The following is a 21,900-nucleotide window of genomic DNA, read 5'->3' as shown; positions in this document are numbered from 1 at the left end:
CTGGGTCATCCGCTGATGCGACTCCGTCGATTCAAGCCTTCACTCACTGCGTCCGTGAAGACCTCGCGCGTGAGTCACGCGGCGAGACCGCGTGACGGCACGCGCCACCGTACTACGTTAGTAGTCGGCGCGCGACGAACGAGCGAACGAAGTGAGCGAGTGAACGCGCGAGGGGGCGCTCGCGCCTCTGTGCGCGAGCGATCGGGTGGGGAGGTGTGAGGCTGCGGGTCACCGCGTCCGTGTACTGCGCGGTTACTGTCTCTCTCGATCACTCGCACTCTCAGACTCTCAAACTCTTGATCACTCGCACACTCAAACCCTCTCTATTTCTCCCCCTCGCTCGCCCCGACCGCGACACACGCCGGATGCGAGGGATTAAATCGGGGTGCGACGCTACCTCACGGTGTGAGCGACCCCCTTCCGACCGGCTGTCAGCCGCTCGATGACCTCCTCGGTGGCGGGCTCGAACGCGGGACCGTCACCCAGGTGTACGGCCCGCCAGCCGCCGGCAAGACCAACGTCGCGCTCTGTGCCGCCGTCCGCGCGGCGGTCGACGGCTTCGCCGTCTACGTCGACACCGAGGGGCTGTCGCCCGCGCGGTTCGAGCAGGTCGCCGCGGCGGTCGGCGACGTCGACGACGTCGCCTCCCGCGTGATCGTCTCGAACGCCCACGACTTCGAAGAACAGGAACAGGCGGTCCGCGACGTCGCGGAGTTCGCCGAGCGCGCGGACCTCGTGGTGCTGGACTCGGCGACGGGTTTCTACCGACTGGAGCGATACGACGGCGACGAGGGCGAGGCGCTCCGTCGGGTCGCCCGACAGGTCACCCACCTGCTCTCTTTGGCCCGTCGGCACGACCTCGCCGTCCTGGTGACGAACCAGGTGTTCACCGACCCCGACGCCGACCGGGTGCGCCCGCTGGGGGGGAACACGCTCGAACACTGGACGGGCGTCGTCCTCCGCCTCGACCGGTTCCGGGGAGGGAAACGGCGGGCCACCCTCGAAAAGCACGGGTCGAAGCCGGCGGGCGAGACGGCGACGTTCCAGATCACGGACGCGGGACTCGAAGCGGTCGAGGAGTTCTGACGGGAGGACAGAACTACGAAACGGGACCGTCGATTTCGCCCTCCTCGCCGACTCGTAAAATCGGCTCGGGGTCGCGCTCGACCGCGCCTCGCCCGACCAACCGGCAGGCGACGACGAGCACCACGAAGTGAACGGCGCCCGCACAGAGGAACGCCGCCCAGAAGCCGAGAGCGTCGACCGACGTCGGTAGCGCGAAGAGACTGACTCCGTCGAGTCCGGCGACTGGTTCGACGAGCGAGCGCCCGGCGAGACGCGGATGGCCCGGGAGGAGGGTCGCCCCGAGCACGAGCGCCCAGCCGACGAGCGACAGCCCCGTGGCTCCGATCCAGCGGGTCGCGTACGCCGGCCGCCGCAGCGTCGTGAGGAGTCGACGGGGCGCAAAGCCCGCCCGGAGCCTCCCCTCGCGGGCGACCGCGACCAACGCCGCGGGGACGACGTAGAGGCTCGCGAGCACGAGCGCGACTCCGAGTCCGAGCGGGACCTCGACGAGCACCGCCGCGACCGCCGGCGCACCGGCCGCGAGCGCGAGCAGGGCGAACACCGCCGCGAACGCGACGACCAGTTCGAGGTAAACCGCCGGGAACCCCCCTGGGAGACCGGCACCCGACACGAACGCCCAGACGGCGAGCGTCTCGAGCGGGCTTGCGGCGTCCAGCCGACCGAGGAGCGGCACCGACAGCAGCGAGAGGGGAACGACCGCGTAGACGAACCACACCCCGTACGCCCGGAGGCCGTCGGCGAGGAGCGCCCGAACGCCGCCGAACGACGGCACGGGCGAGTCCTCGTCGACGCGGAGGACGCGGAGCAGGTAGCCCGCCACGAGGACCGACGGGAGGACGAGGAAGCCGAACGCGACGAGCAGCCCTCCCGCGAGGACGGTCTTCAGCGGCAGGCCGACGACGGAGACGGGTCTCTCGGTCGTCGTCTCGGCGGCCGCCGGACCCTGTTCGCGCTCCTCGTTCGCCGCCTCAACGACCGACGACTCTCCTTCGCTCCCCTCGTCCGCGAGCGGTTCCGCGCCAGCGGTCGCCCGAATCGCCGCCCACGCGCTGCCGACGAGCACCCAGCCGGCGATTCTGAGCACGAAGTACGCGGGGAGGGCGACGAGGAGGTACAGCAGCCCGACCCACTCGACCCCCTCGACGCTCGGCAGGACGAGGAACAGCCTGAGGAGCGCCTCGGCCGCCAGGTAGAACCCGGCGAAGCCGAGCCATCCGACGGCGTACGTCCGCGTGCGGAGGTGTCGGACGGGCGAGAACGACTCGTCACCCAGCACGAGGTCGGCGACGCGCTGGAGCAGGTCGGCCGCCGAGGGCGACTGCGACCGGAGGCGTGCGAGCAGCCAGTCGACCTGCCGCTTCAGCCCGTCGTCGAAGAAGCCCGCTCGGAGTGTCCCCCTGGCGGCGAAGTTGGCCAGTGCCGCGGGCAGAACGTACAGAACGAGCGCGAACACGACGTACGGCTCCCACGACCGGTACCACTCGAAGAAGCCGGGTTGCTGGCTCCCCAGTTCCGCGGCGAGCGCGACGACGCCGGGTGCGAACAGCCAGCCGAGGAGCCACCCGGTCGCCTGCCCGGGCGCGAGGCTCCCGCCGTTGAGTCCGACGTCGACGGCCAGCGGGACGAGCATCCACGCGAGCCAGATGACGTACGCGTACACCCCGTCCCGGAGGAGCGCGCCCACCCGGTCGAACGTCGGTGCCCGCTCGTCGTCCTCGACCGCCCGCAACACCCGGACGACGTAGCCGAGCACGACCACCTGCGGAACGACGAGAAACGAGAAGAACGTGAGCAGTCCGCCGATGACGACGGTCGTGACGGCCTCGTCGCGGTCGTCGAAGAGATACCGTACTGCGCCGGTGATCGCTCCGGAGACGGATTCGCGACTCATCCGAACCGGTACGCTAGCTGACAAAGTAGCCGTTTCGGCGGGACCGACCCCCCGTTCGCGCGGCCGGGCGAGCAGGGTCGCCGAGCCGGGACCTACAGGTCGCCCAGTTTTCTGAGCAACTGACCGCGGTAGCGCTCGTCGGCGTTGACGCCCTTCATCTCCAGCACGTTCCGCTCGAGTTTGTCGAGCGCGACGTGGAAGCCGTGTTCGGCGCCGTAGCCCTCACCCGAACCGGCCACCTGTCCGTGGCTGGTTCGGAGCCGGATCTGACACTGGATGAGCGGCGTCCCGCGGAGCTTCTCCTTGTGCTCGTGGAACCGGACGTGCGCGTGGTGGACCTGCATCTGCTGGTACTTGTCGACCACCTCGGTGATCGAGTTCGTGATCTCCTCGCGGGAGATGGTGTCGAGCAGCGAGACGTTCGTGACCTGCACGTCCATCCGCTCCTCCTCGGTGAAGGTGAGCGCACGGAGCACGTCGGTCTTCGTCAGGACGCCGGCGACGACGCTGTCGTCGTCGGCCGGCGTGACGATGAGCCCGGCGATGTCGTTCTCGAGCATCTGCTCGACCGCGTCACGGACCGACGTCTTCGGCGTGGTGGTCATGACGGGGCTCGTCATCAGGTCGTACACCGGCAGGTCGAGCATCCGGTCGATGTCGCCGCGGCGGTCACCTTTCCCCTGCTTGTGGTCGTTGCGGACGGCGAAGTCGACGATGTCGTGGGTCGTGATGACGCCCGTGAGTCGCCCGCTCTCGTCCGTGACCGGCATGCGCGAGATGCCGTGCTCGCGGAGGAGGTTGATGGCCCGTCCGACACGGTCCTTCTCGCCGATTTCGACCACGCTCTCGGTGAATATCTGCTCGACGATCAGCGCGTCGAGGTTCTCGATGACCGCTTCGAGGATGGCGTCCTCGGTGATGACGCCGACGAGTTTCTCGCCCTCGTACACCGGGGCCAGCTTCACGTCGCCCTCGACGAGCATCCGCGCCACCTCTCGGACGTCCTCGTGTCGGTCGATCCTCGGCGCCGACCGCACTAGCGCCGCCGCCTTGGTGTTGTCCTCGACGTGCGACTTGACGAGCTGTTTTTCGCCGATGACTCCGACGTAGCTCCCGTCGTTGGTCACGATGAGGCCCTTCGGGTTCTCCCGGTCGAAGATAGACCGGATCTTCCCCAGGCGCTTGTTCGCGTCCACCTCGATGAAATCAGGAAGGGCGATGTCAGAGATATCCATAGTCCAATCGAACCCTACACCGCGGGCGCTCTTGAACCTTCGTTCCGTTCCCGTTCGTCTGAAGCGAGCCGACCCCCTTCAGGGCGCCGGTGCCGCACTCACATCCAGGTGTGACCGTCGGTACAGCGGTGCTCGAAGCTCATGTGGTTCGGCTCCAGCGTGCAGTAAAAGTGACAGTGCGGGCACGACCTGTCGCATTTCCAGGCGGACATTTCTGCGCCGGGATACGCTGTCCGGACGCTTAAACAGTATCTACGGTCGTCGTGAACGTCATACCCGTCGACTCGTTGGAGACGATCGGTCACGTCGTGTCTGTCGCTTCCGCCAGTCCTCGTCACCTCGTGCGACGTCCCCCTCCGGACCGTTCGGCCTGGCCGTCGTGGTCCGGTCAGGAGACTACCCGTCGGGGAGCGGCTCGAACTCGTCGTTTCCGCAGCGGCAGCTCCCGTCGGTCCCGATCGGCCGTAACGCGTCCCCACCGGCCTGAAGCGGGTACACACGACCGCAGTTGGCACAGGTTCCGAGTCGTGACGGCTCGCCACCGGACGAGGGCCGGTCTTCCGGCGTCATTGCGCTACCGCACCCTCCTCGACGGCCGGGTGGACGTGGTGCCGCTGTCGCCGACCCTCGCCTCGGGTCGAGGCTCCGCCCGGGCGGTCGACGACGTGCTCGACGAGGGCGTCGACGGACGCCGTCTCGTCCGTGGGTTCCCCGAAGTGCGCTAGGACGATTCGACGGGGGTCGCCCGCGAGGTCCATCGTCACTCGGTCGGTCGGTTCCGGGTTTGCACGTCCGGTGAAAGAGAGTGCGGGCATCGGGAACGTCTGCACGTCTCGCTCAGGGGAGTATGACGATATCCGTTGATACAACAACCCGTTTATCTGTTCTCTCCCGGATGAACCGCCGTAGACGCCGCCCGGTTCCGTCGTCGAGCACGGCATCTTAGCTCAGCAACGCCTCCCCGAGGACCGTTTTCGTCCCTCTCCGAATCCGATTCGAGAGCGCCTGCTCCGAGATGTCGAATTCGACGGCGAGAGCACTGAGTGACGTCTGGCTGGGAGTGTCGAAGTACCCCTTTCGGAGCGCGAGGAGGAGGGCTTCACGCTGTTCCCGCGAGAGGCCGAACTGACGGCCGACCTCGCTCTTCTCGGCGAGGGTGAAACTCCGTTCGATACGGATCGAGACGTCCTGCTCCCTGCAGTAGTCGTAAAACCGTGAGACCGAGCCCCGCTCCGGGAAGCGAAGCCGGAACGTCCAGTCGTCGTCGCGTCTGGCCTCCAGAATCGCACCGCCGGTGGTGTCGATTCCCTGCAGGAGGCTGTGGGGAGTGTCGTCCCACTCGATACGGTAGAGCGACCAGCCGTCGAGTCGGTCGAGGCGGTCGAGTGCGGCGACCGCTTCGTTCGCCACGACCTCCTGCTCGAACGCGCTCAGGTCCGTCCCGCGTACCCACAGGAACGGGACGGCCGCCTCTCCCGTGGGAATAATCCGTTCCAGTTCGATACGCACGTCGGGCGCGTCGGCGAGCGTCCGCCCGAGCAGGAACTCGTCGTCCGAGACGGAGAGTTCGACGATTTCGGTCACCGGTCCCTCACTACCGGGCGGACGACGCTCAAGACGCTGCCTGCGCGTGCCCTCCGTCCCGTTTGCCGGCCGACCGGGCCGTGAGACACTGCGCCCGTGTTCGCTTCGTGTTCGACCCGGATTTCCCGATTCAGTCCCGCTTCACGCCGGGGTTGGTGACCGCCCCGTTCGCCGCGGAGTCGAACGCCTGTCCGTACTTCGCAAGCACGCCGTTCGTGTAGTTCGGCGGCTTCGGCTCCCACGCCTCGCGTCTCCGCGCCAGTTCCTCGTCGCTCACGTCGACCGAGAGTTCGCGCTCGGGGATGTCGACCGTGACCTCGTCGCCGTCTTCGAGCAGGGCGATGGGTCCTCCCACAGAGGCCTCGGGGGCGACGTGTCCGATCATCGGCCCGCGCGTCGCGCCCGAGAAGCGCCCGTCGGTGATGAGCGCGACGTCCTCCTCGTGACCCTGACCGACGACGGCGGCGGTGACGCCGAGCATCTCGCGCATCCCCGGGCCGCCCTGTGGCCCCTCGTTGCGGATGACGATGACGTCGCCCGACTCGATATCGCCTTCCTGGACGTACTCCATGGCGTCCTCCTCGTTCTCGAACAGGCGGGCGGGGCCGACGTGGTGGAACGCGTCGTCGCCGGTCACTTTCAGGACCGCGCCGTCGGGCGCGAGGTTGCCTCGGAGTATCTTGATGGCACCCTCCTTCTGTTTGGGCTCCTCGACCGTGTAGAGGAAGTCCGTCTCGATGTCGTCGTCGTCCGGGAGGTCAAGCGTCGCGAGTTCCTCTTCTATCGTGCGCCCGGTGACGGTCATCGCGTCGCCGTGGAACAGTCCCGCTTCGAGGAGGCGGCGGATGACGACCGGGACGCCACCGACCTCGAAGAGGTCGTTCATGACGCGCTGACCGCCGGGTTGCAGATCGGCGATCTTGGGGGTTCGCTCGCTGATGGCGTCGAAGTCGTCGATTTCGAGGTCGATGCCCGCTTCCCGTGCCAGCGCGAGGAGGTGCAGGACGCCGTTCGTCGAGCCGCCGATGGCCGTCTGCAGCGCGATGGCGTTCTCGAACGACTTCCGGGAGATGATCTCCGAGGGACGGCGGTCGTTCTCGATGCAGTCGAGGACGAGTTCGCCCGCCTCGCGGGCGACGTCGTACCGCGACTCGTGTTCGGCGGGCGGCCCGGCGCTTCCGAGCGGCGCCAACCCGAGCGCTTCGGAGATCGACGCCATCGTGTTCGCGGTGAACATCCCGCCGCAAGAGCCCGCACCCGGGCAGGCGTGGCGTTCGAGGTCGTCGAGTTCCTCGGCGCTCATCTCGCCCTGCGCGTAGCCGCCGACGCCCTCGAACACCTGGACGATGGTGACGTCGCGGCCGTCGTGCTGGCCGGGCATGATCGACCCGCCGTAGAGGAACACGCTCGGGAGGTCGGTCCGGACGGCGGCCATCATCATGCCGGGGAGGTTCTTGTCACAGCCGGCGACGGTGACGAGGCCGTCCATCCGCTCGCCGAAGGCGACGAGTTCGACGGAGTCGGCGATCAACTCCCGAGAGATGAGCGAGGCCTTCATCCCCTCGGTCCCCATCGAGATGGCGTCCGAGATGGTGATGGTGCCGAACTCGATGGGCATCCCGCCGGCGCCGTCGGTCCCCTCGATGGCCGCGTCGGCGACGTCGTCGAGGTGGACGTTACACGGCGTGATGTCCGCGGCGGGGTTGGCGACGCCGACCATCGGCGAGGAGAGGTCCTCGTCGTCGAACCCCATCGCGCGGAACATCGCCCGGTGTGGCGCCCGTTCGGCGCCCTCCGTCACGTCGCGGCTCGGGAGGTCCCGCTCCTTCCGTCCGGAGAACTGCTCGGCGTCGTCCCGTGTCTGCTCGGGAGGCTCCTGCTGGCTCATGGTCGGGAGTTGCGCCCCGGACGCTTAAATGGCCGTCACTGCCGGCAACGCGCGATTCGCGCGAGAGCGAGACGAAGCACGAACAGACAGATCGGTCGAATCGCGGCTCGTGTGCAACTACAGCACGTTCGGGAAGTCGGAGATGAGGCCGTCGACGCCGGCCTGGACCAGTTGTTCGGCCTGATACCAGCTCTGGACGGTCCAGACGTTCAGGTCGATCCCCCTCTCGTCGGCCGCCGCGACGAGGTCGACGTCGGCGTATCCCCCCTCGGGGATGTTGTCGAAGCCGATGTCGTCGGAGAAGAAGGGCGCTCCCTGAACCATGTTGTACGGGACGTTCATCGCGTCGCAGTCGTACTCGTCCGTCACCTCGACGCCGGCCTCGATATCGTTCCAGAAGAGGTACGCGAGGGGGACGTCCGGGTAGTTCTCGGCGACCGCGGCGACGGCTCCTTCGGCGAACGACGAGACGAGTATCTCGTTGTCGTAGTCGGCGGCGATCGAGAGCGTCTCGTCGGCGAACTCGGTCCAGGACATGTTCCCTCTCTCTTTGAATTCGAGGTTGACGCCGACCTCGGAGGGGATGGCGTCCATCACGTCGGTGAGCAGCGGGACCGTCTCACCGCTTTCGAGCACCTCCGCGGACGTCACCGTCTCGCGGTCGGTCTCCCAGACGGTCCCCTCCGCGTCGGTCAGTCCCTGGGTTCCCCCGTCCCGACTGGAGAGTTGGCTGTCGTGGAAGACGACGATTTCGCCGGTCCCACAGGGCATGACGTCGATTTCGATCATGTCCGCCTTCCGCTGTGTCATCTCGGGGAGGTCGCCCCGCCGGACGTCACGGAACAGTTCGACCAGGTCCTCGTCGTAGTCGAGGACGACCTCGCCGTCGCCGACGGACTGGACGTTCGAGCGGAGCACGTCCGTCAGCCGCTGCCGTCGCTCGGGGGTCCAGCCGCGCGAGGCGTTCCGTACTGCCCCGACCGTGTTCTCCGGGTTGACGCCGGCGAACCCGCGGTGAGCGACGAGCGTCACCCCGCTCGATTCGCCGTCGTCGTCCGCCGCTTCGTCCTCTCCTTCCGCGGCCTGCTGCGCGGACGCGACACCGGACGTGACCGCCGTACCGACCGCAGCGGCGCTGGTTCCCTTGACGAACGTTCGCCGATTGAGCGTCGTGTCTCTGTCGGGCATCGGTGACTCCTCCGCTCCCCCACGGGAAAACTCCCGGAGGTACTGAAAACAAGCTGATATCCGGTGATGTCGAGTATCTCTTTATATAATCTTTCACTCGTTAGATACCGTCCCGACTGGTGACTGGACGTCGTCCAGCCCGTCGCCTCACTCGTCGTCTCGCCGTGCCAGTCCCGCGAGGTGACCGGACGCCTCGACGGCGATTTCGGCTCCCAGCCGCGCGGCGTTCTCGCTTCCCGGCAGACAGAACACGGGCGTCCCCTCGACGACGCCCGCCGTCGCTCGCGTCGCCACCACCATGACGCCGACTTCGTCGTACGACTCCCGCCGGAAGAGTTCGCCGAACCCCGGGAGCGCCTTGGAGAACAGTCGTTCCGCGGCCTCGACCGTCACGTCGTCCGGTGTCACTCCGGTCCCGCCGGTCGAGACGACGACGTCGACGTCGTCGCGTTTCGTAAGCCTCGACAGCGACGACTGGACCGTGTCGTACTCGTCGCCGACGAGGTCCCGGGTGGCGATGTCGTGAGCCGCGTCCTCGAACGCCGCAGCGATGGCGTCGCCCGCCGGGTCGTCGTCGAGCGAGCGCGACGAGGAGACGGTGAGGACGGCCACGCCCAGCGTCTCCACGTCGTGATGGTGGTGGTCGTGGTCGTGAGAGTGGCCGTCGTCGTGGTCGTGGCCGTCGTCGTGGTCGTGGTCGTGCGAACGATGGTCATCGTCGTCGTGGCCGCCGTCGAGTTCGTGTTCGTCGCGTCCGGTGAGCGGGTCGTCGTTCATGACCGTCCGTTCTCGGCCGCTCGACAAAACTCCCGTCCCTCGCTCGCTATCGACACCCGTCGAACAACCGGGCGTCGATACGCGTAACCATACTGTTTTATTACTGTGGTTTGAGCCTCCGACGATGAAGGCCGTTCAGTTCTCCGAGCACGGCGACCGTGACGTCATCGAGTACGGCGACTTTCCCGACCCCGAAATCGAACGCGACGAGGTCCTCGTCGACATCAAGGCGGGCGGGTTGAACTTCCTCGACGTCTGGACCCGCCGTGGGTTGCCCATCATCGACCTCGACTTCCCGCACATCCCCGGAAGCGACGGCGCGGGCGTCGTCCAGGACGTGGGCGACGAGGTCACCCGGTTCGAGGTCGGCGACCACGTCGCCGTCCAGCCCGGCAAGTACTGCGGGAAGTGTGAGTTCTGCCGCGACGGCGAGGAGTCGATGTGCGTCTCCTACCACCTCATCGGCGAGCACATCAGAGGCGTACACTCCGAACTGGCGGCGGTCCCTGAGGAGAACCTCGTCGCGGTCCCGGAACACGTCGACTGGGAGACGGCGGCGTCGGCCTCGCTGGTGTTCCAGACCGCGTGGCGGATGCTCATCTCGCGGGGGGAACTCGGGCCGAGCGAGTCCGTGCTGGTCCTCGGTGCCTCGGGCGGCGTGGGCCACGCGGCGGTCCAGATAGCCGACTACGTCGGTGCCGAGGTGTACGCGACGGCCTCGACGGACGAGAAGCTCTCCTACGCCGAAGACTGCGGCGCCGACCACGTCATCAACTACGAGGACGAGGACTTCGCGAACGAGATTCGAGAGATGACCGGCAAGCGCGGCGTCGACATGGTCGTCGACCACATCGGCGACGCCACCTATCCGGACTCGCTGAAGTCGCTCGCGAAGGGCGGCCGCATCGTCACCTGTGGCGCGACCACCGGTGGCAACCCCGGCGCCGGACTGAACCGCATCTTCTGGAATCAGCTGTCGGTGATCGGATCGACGATGGCCACGCCCGGCGAAATCGACGACGTCCTCCCGCTCGTGTGGGACGGGACGTTCGAGTCGCACGTCCGTGCGAGCCTCCCGATGAGCGAGGCCGCCCGCGCCCACGAGATGCTCGAAGAGCGTGAAGGCTTTGGCAGCGTGGTCGTAAAGCCGGATAGTGAGCTCTGAAACCGACGAGGGGTACGTCCACCGACCCGGCGCGGTCGACGACGGCGATTCCGAGGAGGACACGGACACGGACGCTGCCGCCGACCCCGACGTCGAGGCTGACTCCGACCCCGAAACGCGCGCTCCCCTCCCCGGTCCCGAGCCCACCGGCTTCGGCAACCGGGGTTGGGTGCTGGTCGCGACGGTCGTGCTGTGCTTTCTCGTCGTTCCCGGGGTCATCTACCTCCGACCCGCGCTTCCCGGCGAGGCCGGCCTGTCGTTCATCGTCGCGATGCTCGTTCTCCCGCTCCTTCCGGCGCTTCTTCTGGGTCTGACGGCGGTGTGGTCGATGGCGGCGAGTCGCCGTCGGTGAGTTATCGTCCGAACCGTTCGCGCTGTGTCGTTCGGAAACGTGGACGTGCGGAGCGTGGGCGTCGCTTACGTCCTCTCGTGTCCGTGACCGAGTTCGGAGTTACGTGGGTGGAGACCGCGCGGTCGCCAGGGCGGTGTGGGCTCGCCTGCCGAAGCGACTCCGTTGCTCCGTGCGCGAGCGACCGACTGGAGAGGCGTGAGGCGGACACCGCGCCCGCGTACCGTTCGGTCACCGCCTCGTTGCCTCTGGCCGACGCCCTCTCCGATACGGACGCCGGGTGCGTTTTCGCGTCCGCCACCCAAACGCCGGTCACACGCTTCGACCCTCCGCAACGCCCTACGACCGCTCCTCGACGACCGCGTTACACCGTAGACACAGCACCGTCTCGGCGACGTAGTTCACGTCGTGTGAGCCACAGTCGGGGCAGGTGAACCGGTCGACGCCGTACTCGGTCGACCCCCGCGGCGCGTACAGTTTTCTCGCTTCGACTCGCGCCGCCAGCAACTCGCGGACGCGACTGCGGACGAACCGCACCCGGCGCTGCAAGGCGTCACCTCCCGTTCCGTGGATGTCGTCCCAGCCCACGTCGTCGGGGCGAGAGAGGTGCGTGACGAGGTCGGTTCCGGCCTGCAGGAGCGGGCGCGTCGTCGCACCGGCCGGGTCGTCGACGTCGGCGGCGGCGTACCCCGCTGCGGCCCGGTCGTACGCCTCGGTCGCCCGCTCCGCCTCGCTCGCCAGGGTCCGACAGTGGCCGAGGAGTTCGTCGCACGCGGCCGCGTCGACGCCGTCTCGCACCCGTTTCTGGTCGACCGCGAGGAGCGCACCCTGCATCGCTCTGTTGCGCGCGGCCGCTTCGACCCCGGCGAGCCGGTAGCATAGCCCGGCGCGAACGAGGTGACAGACCGCCGTTCCCGCCGACGTTCGCTCCCCGTCGAACGCCTCGCGGCGGAACCCCTCGTGGCCGGCGAGCGTCCCGTACGCCGCGAGCGTGTACTGCTCGCCCGCGGTCTGCCAGTTCTCCGTCGCGGTCGCACGGATCGCCCGGTCGGCGTGGTTCGGCGTGTCGGTGTCGGGGGCGGCGTCGTCCATACGCGCCCGGAGGGGGCGGGAGAGATGGTGGTTACGGTCCTCTCCCCCCGACGCCCACACGGTTTTTACGACGGAGGCGCCAGTACCGGCAGACGATGACTACGCGCCACGCGGCAGGTCCGGAGGGGAAGCGGTGCGAGTGACGACGGCCGCCGCCGACGGGACGCCGACGACCGTCGACCCGAACAGCCGGTCGAGCCGATGAAAACCCGCATCGAGTGGCGCGTCAGTTGTCGACTGGTTGGTACTATCCTGAAGTGGCTGTGGGTGCCGCTCGCACTTCCGCTCGCGCTCGCACTCCTCGACGGCACCTCCCCGTTTCCCTTCCTCGTCCCGATGGTCGGGACGGTCCTTCTCGGCGGGGCGCTCGAACGGCTGACCGACTCGAGTTCGCTCGGAATCCGGGAGGGGTTCCTGATGGTCTCGTTGACCTGGCTGAGCGCCGCCCTCGTCGGGAGCGTCCCGTTCGTCCTCGCCGGCGAGGGCGCACTCGCCGAACCGGTGAACGCGCTGTTCGAGAGCATGAGCGGCATCACCACGACCGGCGCGACGGTCATGGTCGACTTCGACCGCCACTCGCGGGCGGTGCTCCTCTGGCGGGCGACGCTCCAGTGGCTCGGCGGCATCGGCATCCTCGTCGTCGCCACGGCCGTCCTCTCGCAACTCTCGGTGGGGGGTGCTCAGCTCATGGAAACCGAGACCCAGACCCAGGACATCAACAAGCTCACTCCCCGCATCTCCGAGACCGCCGCACTCCTCTGGAAGCTCTATCTCGGGTTGACCGCGCTCCAAGTCACCGTTCTCTACGGCCTCCACCTCGTGGGGCTGGCCCCCGAGATGACGCTGTACGACGCGGTCACGCACGCCTTCACCACCATCTCGACGAGCGGCTTCTCCCCGCGCGCGGAGAGCCTCGCCGCCTTCTCGCCCGCGGTCCAGTGGGCCGTCATCCCGTTCATGGCCGTCGGAGCGACGAGCTTCGTCCTCATCTACTTCGCGCTCCAGGGGAGGACGGAACGACTGCGCGAGAGCGAGGAGTTCCGCTTCTACCTCGGCGTGCTGGCGTTCTTCTCGGTCGCCATCGCCGCTATCCTCTTCGTCGACGGCGGCCCACACACGAACCCGGAGGCCATCGCCCGACACTCGCTCTTTCAGGTCGTCTCCATCGTGACCACCACCGGGTACGCGAGCACGGACTTCAACCTCTGGTCGTCGGCCGCCAAGCACCTGTTGTTCGTCTGTATGTTCATCGGCGGGATGGCCGGGAGCACCACCTGTTCGATCAAGGCGCTGCGCTGGCTCGTAGTGTTGAAAGCGTTCCGTCGGGACCTGTTCACCGTGGCGAACCCCTCCGTCGTCCGCCCCGTCCGGCTGAGCGGACAGGTCGTCTCGGAGGCGACCATCCGCGACATCTACGCGTACACGCTCGTCTCGCTCGTCTTCTTCATCTTCGCCACCATCTTCGTCGTCGTCGACGCCTCCCGTGTTCAACTCGCCGTCACCGAGTTCGAGGCGATGGGCGCGGCCGCCTCCACCTTCTTCAACGTCGGACCGGGCTTCGGCATCGCCGGCCCCTTCGCGAACTACGAGTCGTTCCCGTCGAGCACCAAACTCGTCATGACGTTCCTCATGTGGCTCGGTCGCATCGAGATCATCCCCGTGTTGGTCCTCCTCACCCCGTCGTACTGGCGGTCGTAACGTGCGTCCCGTTCCGTCCACTCCACTCGTCCCGCCCGCTCGTCTCGCTTCTTCACGCGCTGAATCCCCTCGTTCGTCTCGATTCTCCCGCGTCTGATTCTCGATCCGGATATTCGAGGCCGGTGGACGTGTGGTTCTATAAAAAAGGTCACGACAACGCTTTTGTCTGTTCGTAGTGTGGCAACGTATTGCACAGCATGTTCGAACAGTTCTCAAGCGGCTACTACCTCGGACGCCTGTACGTCGAACCCCACGGCGGCGACCACGCCGTCATCCACCGTGACGACCACGTACGGGTCAACGAACACCTCTACACCACGGGCGAGGGAATCGAACGCACGGACGCCCCGCTGGTGATGAAACTGGAAAACGGCGGCCACTTCCCCGTCCTCGGCGACGACAGCGTCCCGACCGGGACACTCGCCGTCCCCGACCCGCTCGCCCCGGGCGACCTCCCCGACAGACGGGAGGTCCTCCTCGCGAAGGCCGACCGGGCCGTCGAACTCCTCCGGTACTCGGGGTGGGCTCCGTCCGAGGGCCGCTGACCCGATTCACCCTCCCCACCCCGGCCCTGGCTCTCACTCACTGATACCGGGGTCGGACGGTATAAGTGCCCTCCCCGACCTTTCGACTCCATGCTCGACGAGTTGCTCGGTCGCGCCGAGTTGAAAGCGCGTATCGCCGACCTCGAAGCGGAGGTCGGCCACCTCGAAGCCAGATACGAGGCCGAATCCGAGCGCCGCGCCGAGGCGGTCCGAGCGCGACAGGAGGCCGAAGAGCGGGTCAACCGACTCGAAGACCGCATCGCCGACCTCGAAGGGCGACTGGCGGCGGCCGGAGAAGAAGAGGAGGTGTCGTTCCGCGGGCGGGACACGCTTTCCCGCGCCCGAATCCGGTCAGTGCTCGCCCGGCTTCGTTCCGTCGAGACCGACGCCGAAGGGGCGCTCACCGCCGCCGTCGAACCCGACGGCCTCCCCGAGACCGTCGAGACCGCTGTCGGCGACCGCGCGCCGCTGGTGCGCCGCGCCGCCCCGTGTCTCGTCTGTGTCGACGACGCCGGCCTCGTCGCCGTCACGCTCGACGCGCCGATGGCACCCGATCCGTTCGTGACGTGGAGCGACGGCTTCGAACTCGACGACGCGTGGTTCCTCCCTCAGCCAGGAGACGCGCTCGCGCTCGTCCGCTCGGACCTGTTCGTCGTCGGGACGTACAGCGTCGGCGACTGGGCCGAAGAGTGGTCCGTGGTCGAGGCGGTCGAGAGCGACGTCAAGAACGCCCACTCGAAGGGAGGGTTCTCACAGGGACGCTTCGAGCGCCGTCGGGACGCCCAGGTCGACGAACACGTCGAGAAGGCGCTCGACGCGCTCGATGGACTCTCCTCTCCCCCGAGCGACTGGTCGTCGTCGGCGAGAGGACGGTCCTCGGCGCGTTCGAGGAACGGGCCGACTTCCTGGCACGCGTCGACGCCAGCGGCGACCCCGAGGAGGCCTTCGCGGCCGCCGTCGACGACTTCTTCACGGCGCAGTTGTCGCTGCTGTGAGTCGCGTTCGGGTCGAGTGCTTCACTCGGGACTCCGTTCGATCAGGCGGACAGCCGGCACTCCCCTCCCGCACGGCGTCGTGCCGGGCACCCGCAGCAGCCGTGCGGTCGTCGTTACGTCACGCGTCGTGGTGGCCGCGTTTCGGTACTTGAACGTTCGTCCGGTTTGATGAGGACTGGTTCGTCTAGAGAACGTACGTACCGAAGGGTGGGAGACAATGCGCTGCCGACAGTCTCGCTGAGTCAGGGAGACTGCGGCGTTACTAGGGTGATGGACCGCAGCCTCACTCCTCCCCAGCCGGTGGCTCGCGCACGGAGGCGCGAGCCGACCCTCGCGCGCCGCTCGCTCGTTTCACTCACTCGCTCCCGCGCGCCGACCGCACCGCCACTAACGGGGCGGTGGTGCGTGACGTCACGCGATCTCGCCGCGTGACTCGCGCGCGAGGGGCGACCGACCGAGCAAAGCGAGCGAGGGAGTCGGCTGGGGGGTCTTCGCGAGTGAAACGAGCGAACGGCTCGAAGCAACGGAGTTGCTTCGGTGGGCGAGGCTTCACTGCGTCCGTGTACCGCTCGGCCGTCGTCCCGTCAGCGCCGTTCGTCATGACTCCCAGTGCGACTCGACCGCGTACGACACCCACACGTCGACCACCCGCGACAGCGATGAACCCAATTTAAGAACGGCCTCCTCGTGGGGCCGATATGAACGCCCAACCGAGCCGAGTCGCGGTCCTCGCGCACGACCTCTTCCCGGGTCGCGCGAAGACGGCGACCGGCGTCATCCGCTACGCCGACTACGACGTCGCCGCCGTCCTCGACCGAGCCAACCCCGGCACGCGAGTCAGTGACCACATCTCCATCCCCGACGACCGCGACGCCCCCGTCGTCGAGTCGATGGCCGACGCGCTCGAACTCGGCGACGTCGACGCGCTCGTGGTCGGCATCGCCCCCATCGGCGGCGGCTTCGACGAGTCGTGGCGCGACGACGTCGAGTACGCCCTCCGTGAGGGAATCGACGTCATCGCCGGCCTCCACTACTTCCTCGGAGAGGACGAGGACTTCTCCTCTCTCGCCGAGGAACACGGCGCGACTATCCACGACGTTCGGAAGCCCCATCCCGACCTCACCGTCGCCGAGGGGCGGGCGAGCGAAGTCGACGCCGACGTCGTCCTCACGGTCGGAACCGACTGCTCGGTCGGCAAGATGACCGTCTCGCTCGAACTGACGCGAGCGGCCCAGGAACGGGGGGTCGACGCCGCGTTCATCCCGACGGGACAGACGGGTATCATGATCGCCGGGTGGGGCAACCCCATCGACCGCGTCGTCTCTGACTTCACGGCAGGTGCGGTCGAGGAGATGATCCTGGAGAAGGGCGACGACCACGACGTGCTGTTCGTCGAGGGGCAGGGGAGCATCATCCACCCCGCGTACTCGGCGGTCACCTGCGGCATCCTCCACGGGTCGATGCCCGACGCGATGGTGCTGTGCCACGTCGCCGGACGCGACGCCATCCACGGCTACGAGGACACCGCCATCCCGAGCCCCGAGACGTACGTCGACCTCTACGAGGACCTCGCGGCTCCCGTCCACCCCGGCGAGGTGGTCGCCGGCGCGGTCAACACCTCCGCTATCGACGCCGACGAGGAGGCGCGTGCGACCCTCGACGAGTTCGGATCGAGCATCGGCGGCCCCGCGGCGGACCCCATCCGCTTCGACGCCGACGAGGTGCTGGACGCGCTCTTGGGCGATAGAGGACGATGATCACGGGCGAGTTCGAGCGGGTCTCGCTCCCGCTCGCGGACGACTTCACCATCTCCCGGGGGACCCAGGAGGAAGCGGAGAACGTCGTCGTTCGCCTCACCGACGAGGGCGGGATGACCGGCCACGGCGCGGCCGCCCCCTCGCCGCACTACGGCGAGACCGTCGACACCGTCGAGGCGGTCCTCCCCGCGCTCGTTGAGGAGGCCGAATCCGTGGGCGACCCCCACGCCATCGAGCGCATCGAGCACCGGATGGAAGCGCGCGTTCGACGGAACCCCGCCGCACGTGCGGCCGTCTCCATCGCCCTCCACGACCTCGCGGCCAAGCGCCTGGGCGTTCCGCTCTACCGGCTGTGGGGCCTCGACGCCGACGAGTGCCCGCTCACCTCCTTCACCATCGGTCTCGACTCGGTCGACCGGGTGCGCGAGAAGACCGAGGACGCCGTCGACGCGGGCTATCCGGTGTTGAAGCTCAAACTCGGCACGGAGCGGGACGAAGAGTTGCTTGAGGCCGTCCGCGAGGCCGCCCCCGACGCGACGCTCCGCGTCGACGCGAACGAGGCGTGGACGCCGCGGGAGGCCGTCGAGAAGTCCTCTCTTCTGGCCGAGCACGACGTCGAGTTCGTCGAACAACCGGTGACCGCCGAACACCCCGACGGCCTGCGGTACGTCTACGAGCGTTCGGCGGTACCGGTCGCCGTCGACGAGTCGGTCGAGACGCTCGCGGACGTCCCGCAGGTGGCCGACTGCTGCGACGTCGTGAACCTCAAGCTGATGAAGTGCGGCGGCCTCCGCGAGGCTCGGCGAATGATCCACGCCGCACGCGCCCACGGGCTGGAGGTGATGCTCGGCTGCATGGTCGAGACGAACGCCGCCATCGCGGCCGCCTGCCACCTCGCGCCGTTGCTCGACTACGCGGACCTCGACGGGGCGCTCCTCCTCGCAGCGGACGAGTACGACGGCCTCGACCTCTCCGGTGGCGAGATTCGTCTGCCCGACGACCGGAGCGGGACGGGCGCGGAACCGCGCTGACGCGACGGGTGGCCCCCTTCCGTCACTCCCACTCGAGCGTCTCGTCGCGGTTCGTCGGCCGGAGGATGAACGGGCCGATGGAGAGCGTCCGCTTCGCCACCGTCGCGATACGCAGGACGTAGGCAAAGAGCACCATGAACGGGACGAGCGAGACCACGGTGGCGGCGACGACGACCCAGATGAGGACGTCGACGCCGAGGAACGTTCCGGTGAGCGACGCGGGGTTGTCCAAGTAGAGGATGCCGCCGATACTCACCACGAGCGCGGGCACGGCGGAGAGGAGGATGCTCCGCGAGAGGTTGACCAGTTCCCACTGGAAGTACAGCGTCTTGATGTGCTCGCGTGCGGGCCCGAAGAAGCGCAGCGTCCGAATCAGATCGTCAATCGCGTCGAGCGACTCCGCTGAGAGCACCGACTCGTACTCCCCCTCGATCCGCTGCCCCTCGTATATCTTCCACGAGTAGTTGAAGTTCAGCGCCCCGCTCAGCACGTTGAACGTTCCGAACTGCTCGTCTTCGAGCGTGTCGGTGACCTCGTCGGCGTTCGTCGTGAGGCTGTCGGCGTACGCCGAGACGCGCTCGCGCGCCTCCTCGTCCGCACAATCCTCGACGAGTTCGCCGAGTCGACGCGCCCGGTTGCCGATGCTGTCGACGAGCGACCGGAGGAACGCCGACGGTTCCGGCGGGGTCGCGGGGACGTCGAGGGCGTCGGCCACGTCCCGGCGGAACTCGATGGTACCGCTCATCCGCTCGCGCTGGTCGCCCAGCGGACCCAGTTCCTGTGAGAGGACGAGTTGGTTGAGCGAGACGACGAGCGTCACGCCCGTGATGATGGCCGTCGTCAGCGCCTGGAACAGCGTCTCGATCGGGTCCTTGCTGTTCGCCGCCGCCCGGAGCGGTGCGGGGTCTATCGCGCCGAGCACGACGAGCGCGGCGAAGATCAACGCGAGGGGGAGTCCGGCGACGAGACGACGGTCGGCGTCGAGGAGCACCCAGAGCTTCAGCCGGTTCGTCCCGGCGCGCTCTCTGAGAGTGTCGCTTGGGGCGTCCTCTCCGTCGGAGGGCATGCACCACCGTTGTGTATGACGGGCCAAAGCTCCGCTGATTACGGTCGCTCCCGGTCGGTTCGACGCCGGGTCCGCGCTTCAGTCGCCCCCGCGCTCGGGTGCCAGTCCGGCGACGGTCGCCGCCACGTCGCCGTCGGTGGCCCCACGCGGGAACGCGATGGCGACCTCGTCGAGGCCGTCTATCCCCCGGAAGCGAGTCAGCGCCTCTCGCGCCTCCGCGGGCGTCCCCGACACCGCGAGGTCGTCGACGAACCCCTCGACGACGGCGAGTGCCTCCTCGCGGTCGCCGTTCTGCCACGCCTCGTGCGCGCGGGTCGCGGGATAGCCCTGGCGGTCGAGCGCGTCGCGGTAGAACGTGCCCATCCCGCCGACGTAGAACGCGACGTGCTGGGTGACGAGGCCGCACGCCCGCCCTTCGCCTCCCTCGTCGTCGTCTCCGCCGCTCACCGCACAGGGGAGGACGAGCGTCGTGTGGACCTCGTCGACCGAGCGGTCGCCGAGGGACGCGCCGCGTTCGAGGTCCGCGAGCCGCGTTCGGAGGCCGTCGGGCGAACACATGAGCGCGTGCCAGCCGTCGGCGAACCGCCCCGCGAGTTCGACCGCCTTCGGTCCCATCCCGCCGACGTCGACCGGCGGCGGCGTCTCGGGCGGCCCACAGCGCAGCCGAAAGCCGTCGAGTTCGAAGCAGTCGCCGCGGTAGCGCACGGTCTCGCCGGAGAACACCCGACGGAGTATCTCGACGTACTCGCGGGTCCGTCTGAGCGGCCGGTCGAAGTCGACGCCGTGCCAGCGCTCGACGACCGCCGGCCCGCTGGGGCCGACGCCGACCCGGAACCGACCCTCCGAGGCCTCCTGCAGGGTGACCGCGGTCTGTCCGACGAGCGTCGGCGACCGCGAGTAGACGTTGAACAGGCTCGACCCGAGACCGACTTCGTCCGTCCGTTCGGCCATCACGGCGAGCGCCGTCACCGCGTCTCGCCCCCACGTCTCGGGCATCCAGACGCGCTCGTACCCGCGCTCTTCTGCCCGGAGTGCGACGTCGACGAGGCCGTCGAGCGAGGGCTGGGCGGCGACCGGCAGGTGGACGCCGAGCGTCGCCCGGCCGTGGTCGCTCTCACTCATCGGCCTGCGCCGTCGACACCGGGCCACGGCCACTCGACGACCGGGTCGCCGCCCGCGTGCTCGTAGTACTCGTGTTGCATCCCGACGATGGCCTCCGGGAGCGACGAGCCCTCGTCGAGACGGGCGCGGACGGCGTCCTTCTTCCAGCGACTCGGCGTCCGTCCGGTCTCGTACCGGCGTTCGATAGGGTGGAGGAACTCGTCGGCCGTCGCGCCGTCGACGCCCGCGTCGGTGAGGCCGCGACGGGCGTACGCGAGCAGTTCCCGGTAGATGCGCGCTCGCTCCTCGGTTCGCTCGCCCGCGGCGTCGACCCAGGCGAGGTCGGCGTCGAGTCCCGCGTCGACCGCGCGGTAGAACGTCCGCTCGGCCACGTCCCACGGGAGCGAGGGGAGCGGGTGGTCGCTCGTGACGAGTCCGCGGAGCAAGCCGACGACGAGCGCGTCCAGCGCCATCGTCTCGTCGACGGTCGGCTGGGTCGGCAGCGGACGGTACTCCAGCCGGACCGAGGCCCGGAGGTCGTCGCCGTCGGCTCCCTGTGGGATCTGTCCGCCGAGGACCGCCCGCACCCACCGCCAGTACGTCCCGCGCTTGTGGGTCAGTTCCGGGAACGGGTCGGGGTACTCCTCTTCGGGGTCCGGCTCCGAGAGGAACGGCGCGTACGTCTCGTCGGCGACCAGTCGCGTGACCACTTCCTCTAAGGTTTCGAGGTCGGGCGGCACGCGGACCTTGCCGGCTCCCGGCGGGGCGGCGGCGTTCATCGACCCCTCGAACACCGCCACCCGGAGTTCGTGCGGCGTCTCGTCGACGACGCGATGCCCCTCGTCACCGGCGACGTCGTCGTAGAGGTCCGCGGGTAGGAACGGCGAGTTCGTCGCGAGCGCGAGAACGGGTCCGAGCGTCCGGATGGCGGTGTTGAAGTACGTCGGGAAGTCCTCGCCCGAGGGGATCTGGAGGTGCGGCTGCATCGACGTCGCGAGCGACTCCACCAGGATGGAGGGGAAGTCGTGGTCGACGCCGGGAACCGAGAGGGTCACGGCGCCGCCGGCCCGCCGAATCGTCTCGTTGTCCAGCGCGTGATAGCGCGCGTCGGTCCGCATGTTCCGTGCCACGCGGACGCCGTCGGTCTCCTCGACCGCTCCGAGATACGCCGCGCTCCCCTCCGCGGGGGAACGGTCCACATCGCGTCGAGGACGAGCGTACAGTCGTGGGCAGCGAGGCTCTCTCTGGCTCGCTCGTACCGCTCTCGAAGCGCCGCGCGCTGGTTTCGGAGGCCGCTCTCGGCGAAGCGGTCGGGGTCGGTGTGGAGTTCGACGTTGTGGACGCCGAGTTCCTTCCCGCACTCGCCCTCCGCGAAGACGGCGTCGGGAACCGCCGTCGGCCGTCCCTCCCCGTCGACCGCGTACGCCTCGAGTTCGAGACCGATGGCGTACC

At 68.4% G+C, this 21,900-nt stretch carries 18 protein-coding genes and 1 pseudogene; 8 read left to right on the top strand and 11 right to left on the bottom strand.

Annotated elements, in window-relative coordinates; translation table 11 throughout:
• The first annotated feature begins 405 nt into the window (after window positions 1–405).
• Window positions 406–1,086: a DNA repair and recombination protein RadB gene (gene radB / locus C2R22_RS16350; protein WP_103426706.1), complete on the top strand. Its 681-nt coding sequence runs from the start codon at window positions 406–408 to the stop codon at window positions 1,084–1,086.
• A 13-nt stretch (window positions 1,087–1,099) separates the two neighbouring features.
• Here the strand turns inward: radB and C2R22_RS16345 are convergent, their stop codons facing one another.
• The 7 genes from C2R22_RS16345 to C2R22_RS16315 all read right to left on the bottom strand — a co-directional run bounded on the left by C2R22_RS16345 (window position 1,100) and on the right by C2R22_RS16315 (window position 9,649).
• Window positions 1,100–2,977, bottom strand: coding sequence for a DUF4013 domain-containing protein (locus C2R22_RS16345; RefSeq protein WP_103426705.1), 1,878 nt, complete (start codon window positions 2,975–2,977; stop codon window positions 1,100–1,102).
• Between the two features lie 92 nt (window positions 2,978–3,069).
• Window positions 3,070–4,212, bottom strand: coding sequence for a CBS domain-containing protein (locus tag C2R22_RS16340; RefSeq protein ID WP_103426704.1), 1,143 nt, complete (start codon window positions 4,210–4,212; stop codon window positions 3,070–3,072).
• A 566-nt stretch (window positions 4,213–4,778) separates the two neighbouring features.
• On the bottom strand, window positions 4,779–5,027 hold the full coding sequence (locus C2R22_RS16335; RefSeq protein WP_162562541.1) for a hypothetical protein: 249 nt from the start codon (window positions 5,025–5,027) through the stop codon (window positions 4,779–4,781).
• A gap of 127 nt (window positions 5,028–5,154) precedes the next feature.
• A complete protein-coding gene (locus C2R22_RS16330) occupies window positions 5,155–5,796 on the bottom strand; it encodes a helix-turn-helix domain-containing protein (RefSeq protein WP_103426702.1) in 642 nt (213 codons plus the stop codon).
• 130 nt (window positions 5,797–5,926) lie between these two features.
• Entirely contained in the window at window positions 5,927–7,684 is a 1,758-nt protein-coding gene (gene ilvD / locus C2R22_RS16325) for a dihydroxy-acid dehydratase (RefSeq protein WP_103426701.1), read from the bottom strand.
• A 117-nt stretch (window positions 7,685–7,801) separates the two neighbouring features.
• Complete coding sequence (locus C2R22_RS26475; RefSeq protein ID WP_245902795.1) at window positions 7,802–8,872, bottom strand: glycerophosphodiester phosphodiesterase; 1,071 nt, start codon at window positions 8,870–8,872, stop codon at window positions 7,802–7,804.
• A 147-nt stretch (window positions 8,873–9,019) separates the two neighbouring features.
• The gene (locus C2R22_RS16315; protein WP_103426700.1) at window positions 9,020–9,649 is read right to left on the bottom strand and encodes a MogA/MoaB family molybdenum cofactor biosynthesis protein; all 630 of its coding nucleotides are present in this window, start codon (window positions 9,647–9,649) and stop codon (window positions 9,020–9,022) included.
• Between the two features lie 124 nt (window positions 9,650–9,773).
• Here C2R22_RS16315 and C2R22_RS16310 point away from each other — a divergent pair, with 124 nt between their 5' ends.
• Window positions 9,774–10,814, top strand: a complete 1,041-nt coding sequence (locus tag C2R22_RS16310; protein WP_103426699.1) for a zinc-binding dehydrogenase — start codon at window positions 9,774–9,776, stop codon at window positions 10,812–10,814.
• Complete coding sequence (locus C2R22_RS16305; RefSeq protein ID WP_103426698.1) at window positions 10,804–11,166, top strand: hypothetical protein; 363 nt, start codon at window positions 10,804–10,806, stop codon at window positions 11,164–11,166. The genes C2R22_RS16310 and C2R22_RS16305 overlap by 11 nt, the downstream gene beginning before the upstream one ends.
• 336 nt (window positions 11,167–11,502) lie before the next feature.
• Here the strand turns inward: C2R22_RS16305 and C2R22_RS16300 are convergent, their stop codons facing one another.
• Complete coding sequence (locus tag C2R22_RS16300) at window positions 11,503–12,255, bottom strand: hypothetical protein (protein ID WP_245902794.1); 753 nt, start codon at window positions 12,253–12,255, stop codon at window positions 11,503–11,505.
• 201 nt (window positions 12,256–12,456) lie between these two features.
• Between C2R22_RS16300 and C2R22_RS16295 the strand changes: the two genes are divergently transcribed.
• The 5 genes and pseudogenes from C2R22_RS16295 (at window position 12,457) to C2R22_RS16275 (ending at window position 18,281) form a co-directional block, all read left to right on the top strand.
• Window positions 12,457–13,953, top strand: coding sequence for a TrkH family potassium uptake protein (locus tag C2R22_RS16295; RefSeq protein WP_103426697.1), 1,497 nt, complete (start codon window positions 12,457–12,459; stop codon window positions 13,951–13,953).
• 197 nt (window positions 13,954–14,150) lie between these two features.
• Window positions 14,151–14,498 (top strand): DUF5802 family protein, encoded by a 348-nt coding sequence (locus C2R22_RS16290; RefSeq protein ID WP_103426696.1) that lies wholly within the window; start codon window positions 14,151–14,153, stop codon window positions 14,496–14,498.
• A gap of 90 nt (window positions 14,499–14,588) precedes the next feature.
• Window positions 14,589–15,493, top strand: a pseudogene (locus C2R22_RS16285) (Vms1/Ankzf1 family peptidyl-tRNA hydrolase).
• Window positions 15,494–16,191: 698 nt separating this feature from the next.
• Window positions 16,192–17,250 (top strand): DUF1611 domain-containing protein, encoded by a 1,059-nt coding sequence (locus C2R22_RS16280; protein WP_103426695.1) that lies wholly within the window; start codon window positions 16,192–16,194, stop codon window positions 17,248–17,250.
• Window positions 17,247–18,281 (top strand): dipeptide epimerase, encoded by a 1,035-nt coding sequence (locus C2R22_RS16275; protein ID WP_103426694.1) that lies wholly within the window; start codon window positions 17,247–17,249, stop codon window positions 18,279–18,281. Before C2R22_RS16280 ends, C2R22_RS16275 begins: the two co-directional genes overlap by 4 nt.
• Window positions 18,282–18,303: 22 nt before the next feature.
• On the opposite strand, the gene C2R22_RS16270 is transcribed toward C2R22_RS16275, so the two are convergent.
• From C2R22_RS16270 to C2R22_RS16260, 3 genes are all read right to left on the bottom strand, one after another.
• On the bottom strand, window positions 18,304–19,347 hold the full coding sequence (locus C2R22_RS16270) for a hypothetical protein (RefSeq protein ID WP_103426693.1): 1,044 nt from the start codon (window positions 19,345–19,347) through the stop codon (window positions 18,304–18,306).
• Between the two features lie 78 nt (window positions 19,348–19,425).
• Window positions 19,426–20,469, bottom strand: a complete 1,044-nt coding sequence (locus C2R22_RS16265) for a TIGR04024 family LLM class F420-dependent oxidoreductase (protein ID WP_103426692.1) — start codon at window positions 20,467–20,469, stop codon at window positions 19,426–19,428.
• The gene (locus C2R22_RS16260; RefSeq protein WP_216824749.1) at window positions 20,466–21,647 is read right to left on the bottom strand and encodes a hypothetical protein; all 1,182 of its coding nucleotides are present in this window, start codon (window positions 21,645–21,647) and stop codon (window positions 20,466–20,468) included. The genes C2R22_RS16265 and C2R22_RS16260 overlap by 4 nt, the downstream gene beginning before the upstream one ends.
• Between the last annotated feature and the right edge of the window lie 253 nt (window positions 21,648–21,900).

This window comes from Salinigranum rubrum (assembly GCF_002906575.1).
Taxonomy (GTDB): Archaea; Halobacteriota; Halobacteria; order Halobacteriales; family Haloferacaceae; genus Salinigranum; species Salinigranum rubrum.
This window is presented reverse-complemented; position numbering and strand designations above follow the sequence as displayed.

What these genes read in the sequence shown, in the direction of transcription:
- C2R22_RS16345 (WP_103426705.1), bottom strand. Translation starts at nt 2,977, where the DNA reads ATGAGTCGCGAATCCGTCTCCGGAGCGATCACCGGCGCAGTACGGTAT.
- C2R22_RS16340 (WP_103426704.1), bottom strand. Translation starts at nt 4,212, where the DNA reads ATGGATATCTCTGACATCGCCCTTCCTGATTTCATCGAGGTGGACGCG.
- C2R22_RS16335 (WP_162562541.1), bottom strand. Translation starts at nt 5,027, where the DNA reads ATGCCCGCACTCTCTTTCACCGGACGTGCAAACCCGGAACCGACCGAC.
- ilvD (WP_103426701.1), bottom strand. Translation starts at nt 7,684, where the DNA reads ATGAGCCAGCAGGAGCCTCCCGAGCAGACACGGGACGACGCCGAGCAG.
- C2R22_RS26475 (WP_245902795.1), bottom strand. Translation starts at nt 8,872, where the DNA reads ATGCCCGACAGAGACACGACGCTCAATCGGCGAACGTTCGTCAAGGGA.
- C2R22_RS16315 (WP_103426700.1), bottom strand. Translation starts at nt 9,649, where the DNA reads ATGAACGACGACCCGCTCACCGGACGCGACGAACACGAACTCGACGGC.
- C2R22_RS16310 (WP_103426699.1), top strand. Translation starts at nt 9,774, where the DNA reads ATGAAGGCCGTTCAGTTCTCCGAGCACGGCGACCGTGACGTCATCGAG.
- C2R22_RS16300 (WP_245902794.1), bottom strand. Translation starts at nt 12,255, where the DNA reads ATGGACGACGCCGCCCCCGACACCGACACGCCGAACCACGCCGACCGG.
- C2R22_RS16295 (WP_103426697.1), top strand. Translation starts at nt 12,457, where the DNA reads ATGAAAACCCGCATCGAGTGGCGCGTCAGTTGTCGACTGGTTGGTACT.
- C2R22_RS16290 (WP_103426696.1), top strand. Translation starts at nt 14,151, where the DNA reads ATGTTCGAACAGTTCTCAAGCGGCTACTACCTCGGACGCCTGTACGTC.
- C2R22_RS16280 (WP_103426695.1), top strand. Translation starts at nt 16,192, where the DNA reads ATGAACGCCCAACCGAGCCGAGTCGCGGTCCTCGCGCACGACCTCTTC.
- C2R22_RS16275 (WP_103426694.1), top strand. Translation starts at nt 17,247, where the DNA reads ATGATCACGGGCGAGTTCGAGCGGGTCTCGCTCCCGCTCGCGGACGAC.
- C2R22_RS16270 (WP_103426693.1), bottom strand. Translation starts at nt 19,347, where the DNA reads ATGCCCTCCGACGGAGAGGACGCCCCAAGCGACACTCTCAGAGAGCGC.
- C2R22_RS16265 (WP_103426692.1), bottom strand. Translation starts at nt 20,469, where the DNA reads ATGAGTGAGAGCGACCACGGCCGGGCGACGCTCGGCGTCCACCTGCCG.